Raw genomic sequence first — 18,232 nt, 5'->3', positions numbered from 1 at the left:
GGGGCACGCTGTGACTGACACATCGACCGGCAAGAAGAAGGTCGTCGTCTTCGACTACGGCTTCGGCAACGTCCGCTCCGCCGAGCGGGCCCTCGCCCACGTCGGCGCGGACGTCGAGATCACCCGCGACTACGACCGCGCGATGAACGCGGACGGGCTGCTCGTCCCCGGCGTCGGCGCGTTCTCCGCCTGCATGGACGGGCTGAAGCGGGCCCGCGGCGACTGGATCGTGGGCCGCAGGCTCTCCGGCGGCCGCCCCGTGATGGGCATCTGCGTCGGGATGCAGATCCTGTTCGAGCGCGGCATCGAGCACGGCGTGGAGACCGAGGGCCTGGACGAGTGGCCCGGCACGGTCGGACCCCTGAAGGCCGACGTCGTCCCGCACATGGGGTGGAACACGGTGGAAGCCCCCGAGGACTCCCGGCTCTTCGCGGGCCTGGACCCCGAGGCCCGCTTCTACTTCGTGCACTCCTACGCGGCGCACGACTGGTCCCTCGAAGTCACCAACGCCAAGATCCGCGCCCCCAAGGTCACTTGGGCCACGCACGGCGAACGGTTCGTGGCCGCCGTGGAGAACGGCGCGCTGTGGGCCACCCAGTTCCACCCCGAGAAGTCCGGCGATGCCGGCGCCCAGCTGCTGACCAACTGGATCGAGACGCTGTAATGCCGAAGCTTGAACTGCTCCCCGCCGTCGACGTCCGCGACGGCCAGGCCGTCCGCCTCGTGCACGGCGAGTCCGGCTCCGAGACCTCCTACGGCTCCCCGCTGGAGGCCGCCCTCGCCTGGCAGAGCGCCGGCGCGGAGTGGCTGCACCTCGTCGACCTGGACGCCGCCTTCGGCACCGGCGACAACCGGGACCTGATCGCCGAGGTCGCCGGGGCCATGGACATCAAGGTCGAGCTGTCCGGCGGCATCCGCGACGACGCCTCGCTGGCGGCCGCCCTCGCCACCGGCTGCCGCCGCGTCAACCTCGGCACCGCCGCCCTGGAGACCCCCGAGTGGGTCGCCAAGGTCATCGCGGAGCACGGCGACAAGATCGCGGTCGGCCTCGACGTCCGCGGCACCACCCTGCGCGGCCGCGGCTGGACCCGCGACGGCGGCGACCTCTACGAGACCCTCGCCCGCCTCGACGCCGAGGGCTGCGCCCGCTACGTCGTCACCGACATCGCCAAGGACGGCACCCTCCAGGGCCCCAACCTGGGCCTGCTCCGGGACGTCTGCGCCGTCACCGACCGCCCGATCGTCGCCTCCGGCGGCGTCTCCTCGCTCGCGGACCTCCGCGCGATCTCCCTCCTCGTCCCCGAAGGCGTCGAGGGCGCGATCGTCGGCAAGGCGCTGTACGCCAAGGAGTTCACCCTGGAAGAGGCGCTGAAGGCGGTAGCCGCATGACGGAACCCACTGCTTCGGCCTCCGTGCGCCGGATCTCCACCGGCGCGCCCTGGGAGGAGAAGTTCGGCTACTCCCGCGCGGTCGAACTGCCGGGCGGGCTCGTCCTGGTGGCCGGCTGCACCTCCGTGGTGAACGGCCAGATCTCCGCCGGCTCCCCCTACGAGCAGGCGATCACCTCCTTCGACGTCGCCTTCGCGGCGCTGGAACAGGTGGGCCTCACCCGCCAGGACGTCGTCCGCACCCGGATGTACATCACGCACGCCCGGGACGTGGACGACATCGGCCGCGCCCACAAGGAGCTGTTCGACGACGTACGCCCCGCCGCCACGATGATCATCGTGTCCGGGTTCGTCGACCCGAGCCTGGTCGTCGAGGTCGAGGTCGAGGCATACCGGGGAGGCGCGAAGTGAGCCTCGCCGTACGCGTCATCCCCTGCCTGGACGTCGATGCCGGCCGGGTCGTCAAGGGCGTCAACTTCCAGAACCTGCGCGACGCGGGCGACCCCGTCGAGATGGCCAAGCTGTACGACGCCGAGGGCGCCGACGAGCTGACGTTCCTCGACATCACCGCCTCCAGCGGCGACCGCGAGACGACGTACGACGTGGTCCGCCGCACCGCCGAGCAGGTCTTCATCCCGCTCACGGTCGGCGGCGGCGTCCGCACCCCCGACGACGTGGACAAGCTGCTGCGCGCCGGGGCGGACAAGGTCGGCGTCAACACCGCCGCCATCGCCCGCCCCGACCTCATCCGCGAGATCGCCGAACGCTTCGGCCGCCAGGTCCTGGTGCTCTCCGTCGACGCCCGCCGCACCCCGGACGGCAGCTTCGAGGTCACCACGCACGGCGGCCGCAAGGGCACCGGCATCGACGCCGTCGAATGGGCGCACCGCGCCGCCGAGCTGGGCGCGGGCGAGATCCTGCTCAACTCGATGGACGCGGACGGCACGAAGGACGGCTACGACACCGAGATGATCGAGGCGGTACGGGGGCACGTCACCGTCCCCGTCATCGCCTCCGGCGGCGCGGGCCGCCTCGCGGACTTCGCCCCGGCCATCGAGGCGGGCGCGGACGCGGTGCTCGCCGCGTCGGTGTTCCACTTCGGCGACCTGCGGATCTCCGAGGTCAAGGGCGCACTGCGGGAAGCGGGCCACCCGGTCCGCTAGGGCCTCCGGCGGATCAGGACGGGACAGGCCCCAGGTCCTTCCGCGTGGACCAGGCCGCAGATGTGCGCCTGCCGGGGCCCGGCGAGCCCGGCGTGATCCGCCGGACACCCGCTGGGCCTTTCGGCGGTATCACCGGTCCGCCAAGACCGGTGATACCGCCGATGCGCGTGCCCGGGACGCACCGTGAGAGTGGCGATCGCCGCCGGACGACGACGGCAGCCACGCGGTGTACCCCGACAGCCCCCGGACGACGGGCTCGTGGGCCTTCGCGTGGTGCGGTTCCCCCGCCACCGAGAGGATCCCCCCGTGCAGCAGCACCTCCTCCCCTCCCGCCAGCACCCCCCGCGCCCGAGCCGCTCCCGTACGTTCACCGGCCTGCTGACCGCCGCCGCGGCCACCGCCGGCCTCCTGATGACCGCCCTGGCCCCGGGAGCCCAGGCCGCCGCCAACCCCTACGAGCGCGGCCCGGCCCCCACGAACGCCTCCATCGAGGCGAGCCGAGGCTCGTACGCCACCTCCCAGACCTCCGTCTCCTCGCTCGCCGTGAGCGGGTTCGGCGGCGGCACCGTCTACTACCCGACGTCGACCGCGGACGGAGCCTTCGGCGCGGTCGTCATCTCGCCCGGCTTCACCGCCTACCAGTCCTCCATCGCCTGGCTCGGCCCGCGCCTGGCCTCGCAGGGCTTCGTGGTCTTCACCATCGACACCAACACCACGCTCGACCAGCCCGACAGCAGAGGCCGCCAACTCCTGTCCGCACTGGACTACCTGACCCAGCGCAGCTCGGTACGGACCCGGATCGACGCCACCCGGCTCGGCGTGATGGGCCACTCGATGGGCGGCGGCGGCTCCCTGGAAGCCGCCAAGAGCCGTACGTCGCTCAAGGCGGCGATCCCGCTGACCGGCTGGAACACCGACAAGACCTGGCCCGAACTGCGCACGCCCACCCTGGTGGTGGGGGCGGACGGCGACACGGTCGCCCCGGTCGCCTCGCACTCCGAGCCCTTCTACGAGTCGCTGCCCGGGTCGCTGGACAAGGCGTACCTGGAACTGCGCGGGGCCTCGCACTTCACGCCCAACTCGTCCAACACCACGATCGCGAAGTACAGCATTGCGTGGCTGAAGCGATTCATCGACAACGACACCCGCTACGAGCAGTTCCTCTGCCCGATCCCGCGCCCGAGCGTCACCATCGCGGAGTACCGGGGCAACTGCCCGCACGCGTCGTAGAACCGGCGCACAACCGGCTCCGGCGCTGTGCCCGCGCACAGCGCCGGAGCCGTCCGGCTGGGAGTCCGCACCGCCCCGGCCGGGTCGCCGGACGCGTGCCTTCCGCCCCCGGTCGCCCCGCCCTAGCGTGCCGACATGACCTCATCGACGACCGTGCACAGTCCGCCCCGGCTGTACGGCCGCAGCGGTGAACTCGCCATCCTGAACAGTCTGCTCGACCGGCTGCGGCGCGGCGACGGCGGCGCTCTCGTGCTGGCCGCGCCGCCCGGCCTCGGCCGCAGCGCGCTGCTGCGCGAGGCCGCCGCCGCCCACCGCGAGCGGGGCCCGGTGCTGTACGCCACCGCCGCCCCCGCCGAACGCGGCCTGCCCCACAGCGGACTGCGCGCCCTGCTCCGCCCGGCCCCCGGGGCCCTCACCCCACAAGCGCTGCTCGCCCGCCTCCGGGAGCTGGGCGAGCGACGCCCGCTGCTGGTCTGCGTCGACGACGCGCACGCCTGGGACCCGGCCTCCCGCGCCGCCCTCGGCTCCACCGCCCACAGGCTCGGCGCGGGCAGCCGGGTCGCCGTCCTCATCGCCGCCGACGACGGCCCCGCCTTCGCCGGACTGCCCGCCCTCCGCCTCGGCCCGCTGGAGGAGGACGCGGCCTCCGCGCTCCTGGACCGGCTCACCCGCGGTACGGAGGGGCTCGACCCGGTCGTCCGCGCCGAACTCCTCCGGGAGGCGGCGGGCAACCCGCGCCTGCTCACCGGGATCACCGCCCGCCTCACCCCGGACCAGCTCACCGGGCGCACCCCGCTGCCCGGCCCGCTGCCCGGGGCCGAGGGAGTGCTCGCCGCGTACGCGGACCGCCTCGACGGCCTCCCCGCGCACACCAGGGCCCTGCTCCTGCTGGCCGCCGCCGCCCAGGAGCACGAGCCGGCCGGCTCCGGGGCGGACGCCCTGCTCCTGCTGCGGGCCGGCGGCCGGGCGGGGCTGCCCCGGGACTTCCTGGACGGGGCCCTGTTCGGCTCCGCCGCGACCGGGGGCCTGCTCCAACGGGCGGGCAGCCGGGTCCACTTCAGCCACCCGCTGTTCGCCCGCGCGATCCTGCACCACGCCCCGCCCGCCCACCGCCGCGCCACCCACGAACTGCTCGCCGCCCTGCTGACGGAGACCGGCGACCGGGTGGCCGAGGCGCCCGCCCTGTCCACGGGGGCCGGCGACCGGTCCGTCGCGTCGCCTGCTCTGTGCGCGGGGGTCGCGGACGGGGCCGAGGGGTCGGCCTCCTCGGGTGTGGGGGGCGGTGACCGGGCCGCTGTGTCGTCCACCCCGGTCGCGGTCAGGGCCGGGGGGCCGGCCACCCCGGTCGTGGGGCCCGACGACCGGCCCGGCCTGCCGGCCTCCCCGTCCGCGGAGACCGGCGACCACCCCGCCCCGCTCGCCTCCCTCGTCCAGCTCTCCTGCGCGACGCCCGGCCCGGACACCCGCCTCGCCGCCCGGCTGGAGGCGGCCGCGACCGGCCCGTACCCGCATGCCGAACGCTCCTCGGCCCTGGCCCGCGCCGCCGCGCTCACCGCCGACCGGCCCCTGCGCTCGGCCCGGTTCGCCGCTGCGGCCGAACAGGCGGCCCTCGCCGGCGACCCGGCCCGGGCCCGTGCCCTGCTGGCCCGGACCGGGGCGGCGGGGGAGCACGCCGCCGCGCCCGGCCTCGCCCCCTACGTCCACGGGCTGCTCGCCCTGCGCTCCGGCCCCGCGTCCGACGCCCATGAGGCACTGCTCGCCGCAGCCGCCCTGCTCGGCCCGCACGACCCCCGGCGGGCCCTCGACGCCCTGCTCGGAGCGGCCGAGGCGGCCTGGGCTGCGGGCGACGCGCCCGGCTACCTGGAGGCCATGAACCGCGTCGCCCCGACCCCGTACGACCGCGTCGACCCGACCCCGTACGCCGTGAACCGCGTCGACCCGACCCCGTACGCCGTGAACCGCGTCGACCCGACCCCGTACGACCGCCTCGCCCCCACCCCGTACGCCATGAACCGCGTCGACCCCACCCCGTACGACCGTGCGTTCGCCTCTTACCGGGACGGGATGCGCGCGGTGCTCACCGGCCGCACGGCCGAGGGCCACGCCCACCTCCGCCAGTGCCTCGACCCGGCGGATCCGGCGGTGGCGGACTTGGCGGACCCACTGAACCCGGCGGACCGCGCCCATCGAGCCGCAGGCCGAGCCGTCGGCCCCGCCCCGGTCGCCCCCGCGACCGCCGACCCCGCCGCCCTCCTCCGCGCCGGAGTCGCCGCCCTCGTCCTCGGGGAGGTGGCCGCCGCCTGCCGGACCGGGGCCCGGGCGCTGGCCGCCGTACGGACGCGGGGGCCGGACGCCCTCCTGCCGCAGGCCCTGGAGCACCTGGCGTACGCCGAACTGCGGGCCGGGCTGCACGCCGGGGCCCGCACCCACGCGCTGGAGGGGCTGCACGCGGCCCGTCGCACCGGGCAGCCGAACAGTTCCGTCCACCTGCACGCGGTCCTGGCCCTGGCCGCCTCCGTGGAGGGGCCCGTCGAGGCGTGCGCCGCCCACTGCGACGCCGCGCTGGCCGGCGCCGTGCCGCACGGGCTCACCCAGGCCGCGACCCTCGCCACCTGGGCCAGGGCCCGGGCCGACCTGGCCGCCGGACGGCCCGAGGAGGCGGCGGCCCGGCTCGCCCCGCTGGTGCGCCCCGGACCCCGCCAGGGCCACTTCGCCGCCCGGATGCTCGCCCTGCCCTGTTACGTCGAGGCGGTCGTCGGCTGCGGCCGGGCCACCGAGGAGGCCGGCGAACTCCGCACCGCGGTGGCCGAGTTCGCCGACTGGACCACCCGGACCGCCGACCCCCAGGCCCCCGCCCAACTCGCCCGCTGCCGCGCCCTGCTGGCCCCCGCCGGGGAGGCCGACGCCCGGTACGCCGAGGCCCTGGCCCACCACGACCGGGCGGACGGCGACTTCGAACGGGCCCGCACCCAACTCCTGTACGGGCAGTGGCTGCGCCGCCGCCGGCGCACCCGGGAGGCGCGCGGCCCGCTGCGCGACGCGCTGGTGGCCTTCCAGCGGTGTTCGGCCCGCGCCTGGGCGGATCGGGCGGCCGGCGAGTTACGGGCGGCGGGGGAGCAGGGCCCCGCGGTGCGGCCGGCGGCGGGCGGGGCGCTGGCCGCGCTCACCCCGCAGCAGCAGCGCATCGCCCGCTGTGTCGCGGAAGGGGCCACCAACCGCGAGGTCGCGCTCCGGCTCTCGCTCAGCCCGCGCACGGTCGACCACCACCTCCGCAACGTCTTCGCCGCCCTCGGCATCCGCTCCCGCACCGAACTGGCCCGGCTGCTGGGCCCCTGAGCCGCAAACAACGGGAGGTTGCAGGACCGTGATGACAAGTTCCGCGCAGACCCCTAGGTACCGACCGGGCGGTATGCCATTCTGCGGGCGTCAGGATCATTCGGCTGTGCTCGCGCCCTGCCGGGCCGGGTGCTCCGAGCCGGCCGATCGCGCGGCCGGCCGATTCCCGGTGGAGGCCGCCATGCACCAGGTCGTACGTTCGCGGATCGCCGTGCTCCACGGCACGCCCTCCGCGACGCCCTTGCCCCAGCGCTTCCGTTCCCTGGCCGACCGCGAGGCCGTCGAGGTGCTGCACCGGGCCGCCCGGGTCCTGGTGGCCTCGCTCCCGGCGCTCACCGACCGGCTCGTCGAGGCCCTGTACGAGCAGGAGCCCGGCTACCGGGCGGCGATCGACTCCGACCGGGCCGAGGTCTGGCAGGAGGTCCACCACTCGCTGCGGCACAACGTCGGCTCGCTGCTCCAGCCCCGGGAGTTCCGGGACGCCGCCCATCGCACCTCCCGCTGGATCGGCGAGATCCGGGCCGCGCAGGGCGTACCGCTCGACGCCGTCCTGCACGCCTTCCGGATGGGCGGCGCGATGGTCTGGCAGGACCTGGTGGACGAGACGGCCCGCCGCGACCCCGACGACGTACGGCTGCTCGTCCATGTGGCCGCCGACGTGTGGAACTTCGTCGACGAGCACTGCGGCATCGTCGCGGACGCCTACCGCCAGGCCGAGCGCCGTCTCTCCTGGCGGCGGGAGAACCAGCAGCGGCTGATGGTCGCGGCGCTGCTCGACGGGACCGCCCGGATCGCGGACCTCAGCGAGGCGGCGGCGATGCTGGGCCTGCCCGAACAGGGGCGGTACGCCGTGCTCGCGGTGGCCTCCGCACCGCGCGGGCCGCAGCAACAGGGCCCCGCCCGGCCGCCCCTCACCCTGCCGGCCGGTCTTCCGGGCGGGCCCCTCCTCCGGCACACCGGCCCCGACGCGGAGTACGCGATCCTCCCGCTCAGCCCGCTCAGCGGTGAATCCGGCGGATTCGGAGGATTCCGCGGATTCGGAGGATTCGGAGGACCCGGCGAATCAGGTGAGTCCGGCGAGTCCGGCGAACTGCACGCGATCGCCGCCGCGCTGGAAGCCTCCGCCGACACCCCCGCCGGCACCCGGGCCGGCATCGGCTCCGCCGTCGAGGGCCTGGCCGCCCTCGGGGACGCCCGGCGGCTGGCGGAGACCGCCCTGCGCGCCTGCCCCGCGTCCGGGGGCACGGTCCTGCTCGACGAGCACCTCCCGGACGCCCTCGTCGTCTCCTCCCCGGCCCTCGGCACCGCCCTCGCCGACCGGGTGCTGGGGCCGCTGGACCGGCTCGACCCCTCCGACCGCGACGTCATCGTGGAGACCCTGACGGCCTGGCTGGACGCGGACGGCTCGGCGCAGCGTGCGGGCGCGCGGCTCTACTGCCACCGCAACACCGTCCTCAACCGGCTGCGCCGCTTCGAACAGCTCACCGGCCGCTGTCTCACCCGCCCGAAGGACGCCGTGGAGGTCTCCCTCGCCCTGGCGGCCCGGCGGCTGCTGGGAACGTAGCAGCGGCTGCTGGAAACGCGGCAGCGGCCGCCGGGCACGCAGCGGCGGCCGCCGGGGCCCAGGGGAAGCCGCTACATCCCCAGCTCCGCCCGGTTCAGCCGCTCCACCGCGTCCTTGTCGCCCTCCACCTGGACGTCCACCGCGTCCTGCCGGCCGAACGCGAACAGCAGCAGCTCCGCCGGCTCCCCGGTCACCGTCACCACCGGGGCGCCCTTGTGGGCCACCACCGTCCGGCCGTCCGGGCGGCGCAGCACCAGCCCCACCGGGGACCGGCGGCCCAGCAGCCGGGCCGTCTTCTCGGTCCGGGACCACAGCACATCGGCGAAGACCGGGTCCAGCTCGCGGCGCGACCAGTCGGGCTGGGCGCGGCGCACGTCCTCCGTGTGGACGAAGAACTCGACGGTGTTCGCCGCCTCGTCGATCTGCTTGAGGGACATGGGGGAGAACCGGGGCGGCCCCGTACGGATCAGCTGGATCAGCTCCTCGTACGGCTTCGCCGCGAACTCCGCCTGCACCCGCTCCAGCCGGCTCTTCAGGGCCCCGAGCACCAGCCCGCCCGCCGCGTCCACACGGCGTTCACGGACCACCACATGGGCGGCCAGGTCGCGGGTCTTCCAGCCGCCGCACAGGGTCGGGGCCCCGGGTCCCGCCGCCTCCAACAGATCGGCTAGCAGAAGACGTTCACGCTTCGCATGGGTCGACATGCCCGCCAGCGTACGACCGTCACCCGCGGTCCGCCCAGTGGACGTCCGCCCGGGGAGCGCCCGCCGCCACGGCACAATGGGCCCATGACCAGCACGCCCGGCCCCACGCCGCCCGCCAGCAGCCTCGACCCCGCCATCGCCGCCCGCCTCAAGCGCGGCGCGGACGGCCTGGTCCCGGCCATCGCGCAGCAGTACGACACCGGCGAGGTGCTGATGCTCGGCTGGATGGACGACGAGGCGCTCCACCGCACCCTCACCACCGGCCGCTGCACCTACTGGTCGCGCAGCCGCCAGGAGTACTGGGTCAAGGGCGACACCTCCGGCCACATCCAGCGCGTGAAGTCCGTCGCCCTGGACTGCGACGCCGACACCGTGCTGGTCAGGGTCGACCAGAGCGGCGCCGCCTGCCACACGGGCGACCGCACCTGTTTCGACGCCGACGTCATCCCCCTCGACCAGTAAGGTCACCGGCCATGGATCTCGACACCTTCCGCAAGCTGGCCGTCGACCGGCGCGTCATCCCCGTCAGCCGCCGCCTCCTCGCGGACGGCGACACCCCGGTCGGCCTGTACCGCAAGCTCGCCGCCGAACGCACCGGCACCTTCCTGCTGGAGTCCGCGGAGAACGGCCGCACCTGGTCGCGCTACTCCTTCATCGGCGTCCGCAGCGACGCCACCCTCACCGCCCGCGACGGCGCGGCCCACTGGCTCGGCACTCCGCCGGTCGGCGTCCCGGTGGACGGCGACCCGCTGGACGCCCTGCGCGCCACCGTCGAGACCCTGCACACCCCGCGCGACCTGGTGAGCGACGCGGGCCTGCCCCCGTTCACCGGCGGCATGGTCGGCTACCTCGGCTACGACGTCGTACGCCGCCTGGAGAAGATCGGCGAGCACGGCGGCGACGACCTGAAGCTCCCCGAGCTGACCATGCTGCTCACCTCGGACCTCGCCGTCCTCGACCACCAGAACGGCACCGTCCTGCTGATCGCCAACGCGATCAACCACAACGACCTCTCCACCGGCGTCGACGAGGCGTACGCGGACGCCGTCGCCCGCCTCGACGCCATGGAGCGGGACCTGCGCCGCCCGGTCGAGAACGCCCCTGCCGTGCTGCCCCCGTCCGAGCTGCCGCCGTACACCGCGCTCTGGGGCGGCGAGGCGTACCAGGACGCGGTCGAGGACATCAAGGAGCGCATCCGGGCCGGCGAGGCTTTCCAGGTCGTCCCCTCGCAGCGCTTCGAGACCCCGTGCACGGCGAGCGCCCTGGACGTCTACCGGGTGCTGCGGGCCACCAACCCGTCCCCGTACATGTACCTCTTCCGCTTCGACGGGTTCGACGTCGTCGGCTCCAGCCCCGAGGCCCTCGTCAAGGTCGAGGATGGGCGTGCGATGGTCCACCCGATCGCCGGGACCCGGCACCGGGGCGCGACCCCGCAGGAGGACCAGGCGCTCGCCGAGGAACTGCTCGCCGACCCCAAGGAGCGCGCCGAGCACCTGATGCTCGTCGACCTCGGCCGCAACGACCTGGGGCGGGTCTGCGAACCCGGCAGCGTGGAGGTCGTCGACTTCATGTCGATCGAGCGCTACTCCCACGTGATGCACATCGTGTCCACCGTCACCGGCCGCGTCACCGAGGACCGCACCGCCTTCGACGTGCTGACCGCCTGCTTCCCCGCCGGCACCCTCTCCGGGGCTCCCAAGCCGCGCGCCATGCAGATCATCGAGGAGCTGGAGCCGAGCCGCCGGGGCCTGTACGGGGGCTGCGTCGGCTACCTCGACTTCGCCGGGGACTCCGACACCGCCATCGCCATCCGCACCGCCCTGCTCCGTGACGGGACGGCGTACGTGCAGGCCGGGGCGGGTGTGGTGGCCGACTCGGACCCGGTCGCCGAGGACACCGAGTGCCGCAACAAGGCCGCCGCCGTCCTGCGCGCCGTCCATACCGCCAACCGGCTCCACGACCGCTGAGGCGGTAGGGGATAGTGGAACGCGTGAGTGCCGTCCCCGTACCCCAGCCCCGTCCCCGTAACGCCGACCCGGTGGCCCGCAGCGGCGACTCCGCGTCCCGCACCGCGACCGACGCGGGGGCCGGAGTCGAGCCCGGCGCGGATTCCGGCCCCGCGCCCGATCCGGCCGCAGGCTCCGCACCCTCCGGGTCCGTTTCCGGGTCCGCTTCCACGGGCGGCCGCCGGTCCCTCGCGGCCGGGCTGCTCCTCGGCGCGGTCGGCGCGACCGTCGTCCTGCTGGCCTCCGGCCAGGTCTGGGCCGAGGGCAGGGCGGCCACCGGCGGTGGCGCGCTGCCGCTGACCGCAGACGGCCAGGACGTCACCGGCGCACCGGCCGCCCTGGCCATCGTGGGCCTGGCCGCCCTCGTCGCCGTCTTCGCCGTGCGCGGCGCGGGCCGCCGCGTCGTCGCCGTCCTGCTCGCCCTCAGCGGCCTGGGGGCCGCGCTCAGCGCGTGGGCCGGCGCGTCCGACAGCACGGCGCTCGACGAGGAGGCCGCCCGGACCACCGGTGACGCGGCGGCCACCATCGACGCCCTCACCCACACCGCCTGGCCCTATGTCACGGCCGCCGGGGGCCTGCTGCTCCTGCTCGCCGGGCTGCTGGCCCTGCGCTACGGCAGCCGCTGGCCCACGATGTCGGGCCGGTACGAGCGCGACGGCACCCCGCGCCCCCGCAAGGCCCCCCGCACCGCCCCCGACCCGGACCGGCCCGAGGAGCTGTGGAAGGCCCTGGACCGGGGCGAGGACCCGACGCGCTAGACACCCCCCGGGGCGACCCCCGCTCACGTCCGGCCCTCCCGTACGGGACAATGAAGGCGAGCCGTCCCCCGAGCGACAGCTCCAGCGACACGCACAGCGATACCCACAGCGCAACACCACCTAGGAGCAACTCATGGCGGGCAGCAGCCACGGACACACCCCGGCCGCCTGGACCGGTGTCATCATCGCCTTCATCGGCTTCTGCATCGCAGGCGTCTTCATGGTCGCGGCCAACCCGCTCGGCTTCTGGGCCGGTATCGCCGTCATCTTCGCCGGCGGCATCGTCGGTTACGCCATGAAGCTCGCGGGTCTCGGCATGCCGAAGGAGTCCTCCGACCTGGTGGAGGCCCGGGCGCGCGCCGGAGAGGCCCAGACCTCCCACTGACCCACGCGGCCGACACGCAGTGAGGCGCAGCCCTGCCGGGGCTGCGCCTTTCCGTGTCTGTACGGGGGACCGTCACCGGTTTCCGTACGAGTGGGGGGACAATCACCGGGTGGACGCCACCCCGACCCCCGCCGCCGCCCAGCCCCCGGACCCGGAAGCCGCAGCGCCTCCGGAAGCCGCGCCCCAGGGCGTGGGCCCCTGGAACATGCCCCTGACCGTCTGCCCGACCCCGGACATGGCCCGGCCCACCCCGACCCGTGCGGGGTCCGGGGACGAAGCCCTGCCCACCCCCGCCCGCGCGGCGTCCGGCGACGAAGCCCCCGCCACTCCAGCCCGTCCGACGTCCGGGGACGGGACCCTGCCCACCCCAGCCCGCCCGGCGTCCGGGGACGGGCCCCCCGCCACCCCAGCCCGCCCGGGATCCGGCGACGGGACCCGGCCCACCCCAGCCCGCCCGGGATCCGGCGACGGGACCCGGCCCACCCCAGCCCGCCCGGGATCCGGCGACGGGACCCGGCCCACCCCAGCCCGTCCGGCGTCCGGCGACGAAGCCCCCGCCACCCCAGCCCGTCCGGCGTTTGAGGACGGAACCCTCGCCGGGGTGGACCCGGAGCTCACAGGCCCCTCGGGCGAGGGCCCCTCGCAGGCGCCCGGCCCCCAAGGCGACGGTTCCGTCCTCAAACGCCGGACGGGCTGGGTGGGGACCCACGGCCCCGGGTCCGTCACCAGACGCCGGACGGGCTGGGTGGGGACCCAAGGCCCCGGTTCCGCCCTCGGAGGGCGGACGGGCTGGGCAGGGACCCAAGGCCCCGGCCTCGTCCTCGGAGGGCGGACGGGCCGGCTGGGAACCGCCCGCCGCCTCGCCCCGCCGATCGGCATCCTCGCCGCCGTCGCAGGAGCCTTCGCGTACGTCGGCACGGTCGACCCCAACGAACCCGGCCACTACCCGGTCTGCCCCCTGCTCAGAGTGACCGGCACGCTCTGCCCCGGCTGCGGCGGGCTCCGCAGTGCCCACGCGTTCATCCACGGCGACCTCGGCACGGCCCTCTCCGCCAACGCGGTGGCCGTCGTCGGCTACTTCCTCTTCGCCGCGGTCATGGTCCTCTGGCTGGTCCGCGCCTGGCGCGGGCGGCCGATGCGGATCGTTCTCGCGCCGGTCTGGTGGTGGGGCCTCGGCGCGCTCCTGCTGATCTTCTCCGTCGTCCGGAATCTGCCGTTCGGCTCGGCCCTGGCCCCGTGAATGCCCAGGTAATGGGATGCGGCGTGGCCGGATGCGGGCCCCAGGGCATCCTGCGGATACCATCGGTATGGCTGATCCTGTTCACCGTCAACCGTTCCGGAAGGGGGCCGCTCGCGTGAGTGTGCTCGACGAGATCATCGACGGCGTTCGCGCCGACCTCGCGGAGCGGCAGGCGCGCGTCAGCCTCGACGAGCTGAAGGAGCGCGCCGCCCGCGCTCCCCAGGCCAAGGACGGAGTCGCCGCCCTGCGCGGCGAGGGCGTCACCGTCATCTGCGAGGTCAAGCGCTCGTCCCCGTCCAAGGGGGCCCTTGCCGCCATCGCGGACCCCGCCGCGCTCGCCGCGGACTACGAGGCGGGCGGCGCGTCCGTCATCTCCGTCCTCACCGAGGAGCGCCGCTTCGGCGGCTCGCTCGCGGACCTGGAGGCCGTCCGCGCCAAGGTCGACACCCCGATCCTGCGCAAGGACTTCATCGTCACCTCGTACCAGCTGTGGGAGGCCCGGGCCTACGGCGCGGACCTCGCCCTGCTGATCGTCGCCGCCCTCGACCAGGAGGCCCTGGTCTCCCTCATCGAGCGCGCCGAGTCGATCGGGCTCACCCCGCTCGTCGAGGCGCACGACGAGGAGGAGGCGGAGCGCGCCGTGGACGCCGGGGCGAAGATCATCGGTGTCAACGCGCGCAACCTGAAGGACCTCAAGGTCGACCGCTCCACCTTCGAGCGCGTCGCCCCCGAGATCCCCGACCACATCGTCAAGGTCGCCGAGTCCGGCGTCCGGGGCCCGCACGACCTGATCGCGTACGCCAACGCCGGCGCCGACGCCGTCCTGGTGGGCGAGTCCCTGGTCACCGGCCGCGACCCGCGCGGAGCCGTGGCCGACCTGGTCGCCGCGGGCGCGCACCCGGCGCTCCGCCACGGCCGCGGCTGACCGGGGAGCCCCACGACATGACCGACCGTCCCGTGCCCCGCGCCCGTCCGGGCCTGCGCCCCGCCGGCGCCCCGGCCCGGGACCCGCACGCCCCGCTGGCGCGCGGTTGCCGCCCGCGCGGCTGCCGGGCCCCCGCCCGCCGGGTGCACGGACGGCGCGTGCGGTACGTGATCGGGGACGAGCCCGGCCAGGTCAACGGGATGCGATGGCGTCCGGGGTCCGCGCTGTAGGCGAGCCCCGGCCGACGTACCGCAGTACTCCCTCTCGTACGTACGACCGCACCGCCGCGACCGCATGCCGGTCCCGGTGGCGCTCGCTGCTCCGCGCATACGGTGAACCCACCCGTTGCCATGCCAAGGAGCACGTCGCATGACGTCCGAATTCTTCATCCCGGACCCCGAGGGTCTGATCCCCAGCGCCGAGGGCTATTTCGGCGCGTACGGCGGCAAGTTCATCCCGGAGGCGCTCGTCGCCGCCGTGGACGAGGTCGCCGTCGAGTACGACAAGGCCAAGTCCGACCCCGCCTTCGCCGCCGAGCTCAACGAGCTGATGGTCAACTACACGGGCCGGCCCAGCGCGCTCACCGAGGTCCCGCGCTTCGCGGAGCACGCGGGCGGCGCACGGATCTTCCTCAAGCGCGAGGACCTGAACCACACCGGCTCGCACAAGATCAACAACGTGCTGGGCCAGGCGCTGCTCACCCGGCGCATGGGCAAGACCCGGGTCATCGCCGAGACCGGAGCCGGTCAGCACGGGGTCGCCACCGCGACCGCCTGCGCCCTCTTCGGCCTCGACTGCACCATCTACATGGGCGAGATCGACACCGAGCGCCAGGCGCTGAACGTGGCCCGGATGCGGATGCTCGGGGCCGAGGTCGTCGCCGTGAAGTCCGGTTCGCGGACCCTGAAGGACGCCATCAACGAGGCGTTCCGCGACTGGGTCGCCAACGTGGACCGCACGCACTACCTCTTCGGCACGGTCGCGGGTCCGCACCCCTTCCCGGCGATGGTCCGCGACTTCCACCGCGTCATCGGCGTCGAGGCCCGCCGCCAGCTCCTGGAGCGCGCCGGACGCCTCCCGGACGCGGCGGTCGCCTGCGTCGGCGGCGGCTCCAACGCCATCGGCCTCTTCCACGCCTTCATCCCGGACGCCGGGGTCCGCCTGGTCGGCTGCGAGCCCGCCGGGCACGGTGTGGAGACCGGCGAGCACGCGGCGACCCTGACGGCGGGGGAGCCGGGCATCCTGCACGGCTCGCGCTCCTACGTCCTCCAGGACGACGAGGGCCAGATCACCGAGCCGTACTCCATCTCGGCGGGCCTGGACTACCCGGGCATCGGCCCGGAGCACTCCTACCTCAAGGACATCGGGCGCGGCGAGTACCGCGCGGTCACCGACGACGCCTCCATGCAGGCCCTGCGGCTGCTCTCCCGCACCGAGGGGATCATCCCGGCCATCGAGAGCGCCCACGCCCTCGCCGGGGCGCTGGACCTCGGCAAGGAGCTCGGCAAGGACGGGCTGATCCTCGTCAACCTGTCCGGCCGGGGCGACAAGGACATGGACACCGCCGCCCGCTACTTCGGGCTGTACGACACCGACGCCTCCGTCGAGGCGGACGCGGCCGGCGACCGCGCCGAGATCGAGGGGGACGCCAAGTGAGCGGCAACATCGAGCTGTTGAACACCACCCTCGCCGCCGCGAAGGCGGAGGGCCGGGCCGCGCTCATCGCCTACCTCCCGGCCGGGTTCCCGACCGTCGACGGCGGCATCGAGGCGGTCAAGGCGGCCGTGGCGGGCGGCGCGGACGTCGTGGAGGTCGGGCTCCCGCACAGCGACCCGGTGCTCGACGGGCCGGTCATCCAGACCGCCGACGACATCGCCCTGCGCGGCGGGGTCCGCATCGCCGACGTGATGCGCACGGTCCGCGAGGCGCACGAGGCAACCGGCGCGCCGATCCTGATCATGACGTACTGGAATCCCATCGACCGGTACGGCGTCGAGCGCTTCACCGCCGAACTGGCCGAGGCGGGCGGTGCCGGGTGCATCCTGCCCGACCTGCCGGTCCAGGAGTCCGCGCTGTGGCGCGAGCACGCCGACAAGCACGGCCTCGCCACCGTGTTCGTCGTCGCCCCCAGCAGCCGGGACGCCCGCCTCGCCACCATCACGGCGGCCGGCAGCGGCTTCGTCTACGCCGCGTCCCTGATGGGCGTCACCGGCACCCGCGCCTCGGTCGGCGAGCAGGCCCAGGAGCTGGTGGGCCGCACCCGCGCCACCACCGACCTGCCGGTCTGCGTCGGCCTCGGCGTCTCCAACGCCGAGCAGGCCGCCGAGGTCGCCGGGTTCGCGGACGGCGTGATCGTCGGCTCGGCCTTCGTCAAGGCGATCCTGGACGCCCCCGACGAGGCCGCCGGTCTCGACGCCGTCCGCTCGCTCGCGGGCGAGCTGGCGCAGGGCGTTCGAAAGCGCTGACCGTCGAAGTCACCTGAATGGGTGGAATCTGGACCGGGGAGGCGCGAACGTGCCTCCCCGGTTCGTTGCTGCGGGTGTGAGCGACAAGATTCCTGAGGGAAACCGAAGTGCGCGTGAGCGCCTGGCCCAGCAGCGCGAGCGGGAGAAGGGCCGCGAGAAGCGCCGCCGCACGCTGATCGTCTCCTCGGCCGTGGTCGGCGTGCTGGCGCTGGCCGGCGTGGTCGGCCTGATCGCGGCCAACGTGGGCAAGGACGGCGGCGGCGACAGCGCGTCCGGACCGGCCATCACCCCGTCCGGAGCGACCGGGAAGGACTCCCTGACCCTGCCGGTCGGCGCTTCTGACGCCCCGTCCACGCTCACGATCTGGGAGGACTTCCGCTGCCCGGTCTGCGCCCAGTTCGAGAACGCCTTCCGGGACACCATCACGGAGCTGGTCGAGGCGGGGCAGCTCAAGGTGGACTACCACCTGGCCACGATCATCGACGGCAACCTCGGCGGCAAGGGCTCGCTCCGCGCCGCCAACGCCGCCGCCTGCGCCCAGGACGCCGGCAAGTTCGCCCCGTATCACGACGTCCTCTTCAGCAACCAGCCTCCCGAGCCCGACGACGCCTACGCCAAGAACAGCCGGCTCATCGAGCTGGCCGGTGAGGTGGAAGGGCTGGACACACCGGGCTTCCGCAGCTGCGTGGAGGACGGCGAGCACGACAGCTGGGTGCAGAAGTCCGACACCGCGTTCCGCGAGGGCGGCTTCCAGGGGACCCCGACCGCGCTGCTCAACGGCGAGTCGATCTTCCCGACGAAGGGCGACGAGCAGATCTCCGTGGAGAACCTGAAGAAGTGGGTCGCCGAGGCCAACAAGGGCAAGAAGCCCGGCACCGCCACCCCGTCCGCCCCCGCCTCCGCACCGGACACTCCTTCGTCGCCGCCCGCTTCCTGAGGGGGCGGCGCTGAGGCGGCCGGTCCTGACGGGGCCGGTCCAGAGGGACCCGCCCGCCCCCGGGGCGGCCCTCGTTACCCAGAAGTTGCCGGGTGGCTTGCCGCACCCACCGCCCGGCAAGGTAGCGTCGA

18 protein-coding genes are annotated in these 18,232 nt (G+C 74.8%); 17 read left to right on the top strand and 1 reads right to left on the bottom strand.

Annotation, left to right across the window (positions count from 1 at the left end; translation table 11 throughout):
* Positions 1-10 precede the first annotated feature (10 nt).
* The 7 genes from hisH (at position 11) to ACLJPL_RS00130 (ending at position 8,681) form a co-directional block, all read left to right on the top strand.
* The gene (gene hisH, locus ACLJPL_RS00160) at positions 11-664 is read left to right on the top strand and encodes an imidazole glycerol phosphate synthase subunit HisH (protein ID WP_411078562.1); all 654 of its coding nucleotides are present in this window, start codon (positions 11-13) and stop codon (positions 662-664) included.
* The gene (priA, locus tag ACLJPL_RS00155) at positions 664-1,389 is read left to right on the top strand and encodes a bifunctional 1-(5-phosphoribosyl)-5-((5-phosphoribosylamino)methylideneamino)imidazole-4-carboxamide isomerase/phosphoribosylanthranilate isomerase PriA (RefSeq protein WP_411078561.1); all 726 of its coding nucleotides are present in this window, start codon (positions 664-666) and stop codon (positions 1,387-1,389) included. The genes hisH and priA overlap by 1 nt, the downstream gene beginning before the upstream one ends.
* Entirely contained in the window at positions 1,386-1,799 is a 414-nt protein-coding gene (locus ACLJPL_RS00150; RefSeq protein ID WP_411078560.1) for a RidA family protein, read from the top strand. The genes priA and ACLJPL_RS00150 overlap by 4 nt, the downstream gene beginning before the upstream one ends.
* Complete coding sequence (hisF, locus tag ACLJPL_RS00145) at positions 1,796-2,551, top strand: imidazole glycerol phosphate synthase subunit HisF (RefSeq protein WP_411078559.1); 756 nt, start codon at positions 1,796-1,798, stop codon at positions 2,549-2,551. The genes ACLJPL_RS00150 and hisF overlap by 4 nt, the downstream gene beginning before the upstream one ends.
* A gap of 306 nt (positions 2,552-2,857) precedes the next feature.
* The gene (locus ACLJPL_RS00140; RefSeq protein WP_411078558.1) at positions 2,858-3,781 is read left to right on the top strand and encodes an alpha/beta hydrolase family protein; all 924 of its coding nucleotides are present in this window, start codon (positions 2,858-2,860) and stop codon (positions 3,779-3,781) included.
* A 135-nt stretch (positions 3,782-3,916) separates the two neighbouring features.
* Positions 3,917-7,117, top strand: a complete 3,201-nt coding sequence (locus ACLJPL_RS00135; RefSeq protein ID WP_411078557.1) for an AAA family ATPase — start codon at positions 3,917-3,919, stop codon at positions 7,115-7,117.
* Between the two features lie 181 nt (positions 7,118-7,298).
* A complete protein-coding gene (locus ACLJPL_RS00130) occupies positions 7,299-8,681 on the top strand; it encodes a PucR family transcriptional regulator (protein ID WP_411078556.1) in 1,383 nt (460 codons plus the stop codon).
* A gap of 71 nt (positions 8,682-8,752) precedes the next feature.
* On the opposite strand, the gene ACLJPL_RS00125 is transcribed toward ACLJPL_RS00130, so the two are convergent.
* Positions 8,753-9,385 (bottom strand): TIGR03085 family metal-binding protein, encoded by a 633-nt coding sequence (locus tag ACLJPL_RS00125; protein WP_411078555.1) that lies wholly within the window; start codon positions 9,383-9,385, stop codon positions 8,753-8,755.
* Between the two features lie 84 nt (positions 9,386-9,469).
* On the opposite strand from ACLJPL_RS00125, the gene hisI reads away from it, so the two are divergent.
* The 10 genes from hisI (at position 9,470) to ACLJPL_RS00075 (ending at position 18,101) form a co-directional block, all read left to right on the top strand.
* Positions 9,470-9,847, top strand: a complete 378-nt coding sequence (hisI, locus tag ACLJPL_RS00120; RefSeq protein WP_411078554.1) for a phosphoribosyl-AMP cyclohydrolase — start codon at positions 9,470-9,472, stop codon at positions 9,845-9,847.
* 11 nt (positions 9,848-9,858) lie between these two features.
* On the top strand, positions 9,859-11,352 hold the full coding sequence (locus ACLJPL_RS00115) for an anthranilate synthase component I (RefSeq protein ID WP_411078553.1): 1,494 nt from the start codon (positions 9,859-9,861) through the stop codon (positions 11,350-11,352).
* 14 nt (positions 11,353-11,366) lie between these two features.
* Entirely contained in the window at positions 11,367-12,149 is a 783-nt protein-coding gene (locus ACLJPL_RS00110; RefSeq protein ID WP_411078552.1) for a TIGR02234 family membrane protein, read from the top strand.
* Positions 12,150-12,282: 133 nt separating this feature from the next.
* The gene (locus ACLJPL_RS00105; RefSeq protein ID WP_411078551.1) at positions 12,283-12,534 is read left to right on the top strand and encodes an HGxxPAAW family protein; all 252 of its coding nucleotides are present in this window, start codon (positions 12,283-12,285) and stop codon (positions 12,532-12,534) included.
* A gap of 841 nt (positions 12,535-13,375) precedes the next feature.
* On the top strand, positions 13,376-13,774 hold the full coding sequence (locus tag ACLJPL_RS00100; RefSeq protein WP_411079416.1) for a DUF2752 domain-containing protein: 399 nt from the start codon (positions 13,376-13,378) through the stop codon (positions 13,772-13,774).
* 115 nt (positions 13,775-13,889) lie between these two features.
* The gene (gene trpC, locus ACLJPL_RS00095; protein WP_356748790.1) at positions 13,890-14,699 is read left to right on the top strand and encodes an indole-3-glycerol phosphate synthase TrpC; all 810 of its coding nucleotides are present in this window, start codon (positions 13,890-13,892) and stop codon (positions 14,697-14,699) included.
* A gap of 17 nt (positions 14,700-14,716) precedes the next feature.
* On the top strand, positions 14,717-14,929 hold the full coding sequence (trpM, locus tag ACLJPL_RS00090) for a tryptophan biosynthesis modulator TrpM (protein ID WP_411078550.1): 213 nt from the start codon (positions 14,717-14,719) through the stop codon (positions 14,927-14,929).
* Positions 14,930-15,068: 139 nt separating this feature from the next.
* Positions 15,069-16,355 carry a tryptophan synthase subunit beta gene (gene trpB, locus ACLJPL_RS00085; protein WP_411078549.1) on the top strand — a complete coding sequence of 429 codons (1,287 nt, stop codon included), beginning with the start codon at positions 15,069-15,071 and terminating at the stop codon, positions 16,353-16,355.
* Positions 16,352-17,164 (top strand): tryptophan synthase subunit alpha, encoded by an 813-nt coding sequence (gene trpA / locus ACLJPL_RS00080; RefSeq protein WP_411078548.1) that lies wholly within the window; start codon positions 16,352-16,354, stop codon positions 17,162-17,164. The genes trpB and trpA overlap by 4 nt, the downstream gene beginning before the upstream one ends.
* 76 nt (positions 17,165-17,240) lie before the next feature.
* Positions 17,241-18,101, top strand: coding sequence for a DsbA family protein (locus tag ACLJPL_RS00075; protein ID WP_411078547.1), 861 nt, complete (start codon positions 17,241-17,243; stop codon positions 18,099-18,101).
* Positions 18,102-18,232 lie beyond the last annotated feature (131 nt).

It is taken from the genome of Streptomyces sp. cmx-18-6, assembly GCF_046548915.1.
In the GTDB taxonomy this organism is placed as follows: domain Bacteria; phylum Actinomycetota; class Actinomycetes; order Streptomycetales; family Streptomycetaceae; genus Streptomyces.
This window is presented reverse-complemented; position numbering and strand designations above follow the sequence as displayed.